This is a genomic window from Terriglobales bacterium, assembly GCA_035624455.1.
Classification (GTDB): domain Bacteria; phylum Acidobacteriota; class Terriglobia; order Terriglobales; family Acidobacteriaceae; genus DASPRM01.
The window spans coordinates 1-2,308 of sequence record DASPRM010000023.1 but is presented as its reverse complement, the minus strand read 5'-3'; the positions used below and the strand labels follow the sequence as shown (position 1 = coordinate 2,308).

General features: G+C 58.9%; 2 protein-coding genes. Both read left to right on the top strand.

Translation table 11 applies throughout. From position 1 onward, the window contains the following. The coding region (locus VEG30_02410; protein HXZ78752.1) for a methyltransferase at positions 1 to 517 on the top strand (517 nt) is incomplete at its 5' end. 212 nt (positions 518 to 729) lie between these two features. Further along, positions 730 to 2,308, top strand: a 1,579-nt coding sequence (locus VEG30_02405; protein HXZ78751.1) for a M13 family metallopeptidase, incomplete at its 3' end; no start/stop codon positions are given.

The window sequence follows — 2,308 nt, the reverse complement described above, 5'->3', positions numbered from 1 at the left end:
CGGTGTGCGCCGCGTTCTGGACCTGGGCGGTGGTTCTGGGGCCTACTCCATTGCGTTTGCCAGGGCCTGTCCGGATGTGCGGTGCGAGATCCTGGATCTCCCAGAGGTTGTGCCGCTCACAGCCCAATATGTCAGCCAGGCTGGCGTTTTCACGCAAATCAGCCTTCGCGTTGGCGACATGCTCCATGACGATTTCGGCTTCGGCTTCGACATCATCATGCTGAACGCCATCTGCCACATGTTTTCCAAGGAACAGAACCAGGACATCTTCCGCCGTGCCCACCATGCGCTCGCGCCCAGCGGCCGCTTGGTCGTGCAGGACTTCATCCTCAACCCCGACAAAACCGGGCCCCCACACGCGGCACTGTTTTCACTGAACATGCTGGTTTCGACCGACGTCGGGGACAGCTACAGCGAGTCCGAATACACACGCTGGATGAAAGCTGCCGGGTTCCCGGAGGTGTGCCGGATTAAGCTGCCCGGGCCCAGCGATCTGATTGTCGGCCGAGTGGACTGACGCCTCTCTTGCTTGCTCGAGGTTGACCTTGCGTGAAGGCAACCTGGCGAGTCTGCGCAGTGCGCGTTCGCTATGATTTGGGCATTCGTCGAGAGATAGCAGTCGGCGGGGAGACGCCAGGAACGCCGGGGACGAAACCAAATGCAGTCAGGTTGAAAGAACGCCAAGGGCGCAGAAGACAAGCCGGTCGGGCCCTCAATAGACTTACACCCATGCAGATCACACCAGTCGCGTTTCTCCTGATCTCACTGCTTTCCGGCCTTTGCGGTGCCCAAACTAGCGAGACGCTGAAGTTCGACAGCGACGCCGTGGATAAGAGCGCCGATGCCTGCGCGGATTTTTATCAGTATGCGTGCGGCGGGTGGCTCAAGAGAAATCCGATTCCTGCCGACCGCTCCTACTGGTCGGTATTCCAACAGATGCGGGAGATAAATCAGAGGCGGGTAAGCGCGATCTTGCAGCGGGCGGCCTCGGGGCCGACCTCGGCGGATGAGCGAAAGATTGGGGATTATTACGCCTCGTGTATGGATGAGAAGACGATTGACGCCAAGGGCCTGGGGCCGTTGCAGGCCGAGTTGGCGCGGATTGATGCGATCAACAATACCACCGACCTGGCGAAGGAAGTTGCACGGCTCCATGGATTTGGCGCGGATGCCTTGTTCTCGATGGGCGCGAACCAAGGGCTGGAAGATGCCCGGCAAGTTATCGCCTATTTGGACCAGAGCGGATTGAACCTGCCGGAGCCGGGGTACTACACCTCGGAAGACAACGAGATTGTGAAGGTGCGGGCGGACTATCGAGCGCACTTGGAGAACGAATTCGGGTTGCTGGGCGACAGTCCCGAGCAGGCGAAGGCGGGAGCCGAAGATGTGATGAAGATTGAGATCGCACTGGCGCGCACCGAGCTCACGCCACTAGAGCGGCGCGACCGAAAAGCCTGGTATCACCTCATGGGGTTGGCAGAACTGGAGAGGCTGGCGCCCGAGTTTAGATGGAAGGAATATTTCTCTGCCATCGGATTTGTGCCGAGGGGAGCAATGAACGTGGCCATCCCAAAGTCCATGCTGGCGATCAACGAGTTGATGAAGGGAACCCCGATCGAGGCATGGAAGAGTTATTTGCGATGGGAACTAGTACGGGTAGCGACCCCGGCATTGCCAAAGCCTTTTCGCGATGCAGAATTTGATTTCTATCAGCGCACGCTGGGGGGCGTGAGCGAGCCGGCATCGCGGTCCAAGCAGTGCACCGATTTGACCAATCGCGACTTGGGTGAGGCGGTGGGAAAAGAGTATGCGCAGCGCTACTTTCCCCCCGCCAGCAAGCAGGCAGTGCTGGAGATGGTAGGCCGCATCAAGCAGGCCTTACGCGATGACATCGAACAAAGCACATGGATGGATACCTCGACTAAGCGAGAAGCGTTGCGCAAGCTGGAGCTGCTGCGGGCGATGATTGGATACCCGGATCATTGGCGCGACTACTCTCACTTGGAGATTCGACGCGGCGATGCGCTGGGCAATGCGCTACGTGGTGAGGAGTTCGAGTTCGTGCGGCAGATTGCGAAGATAGGAAAGCCCGTGGATCGGGGCGAGTTCTACGAGTTAGTGCAGGGCGTAGAGGGATACCACGACAATCCCTTGAACGTGATCGTTTTTACGGCAGGGCTTCTGCAGCCGCCGTTTTTTGATCCGCAAACGGATGACGCGGTGAATTTCGGGCTGGCGGGAGCGGTGATGGGTCACGAATTGAGTCACGCCTTCGACGACAAGGGCCACCAGTTCGACGGTGAGGGCA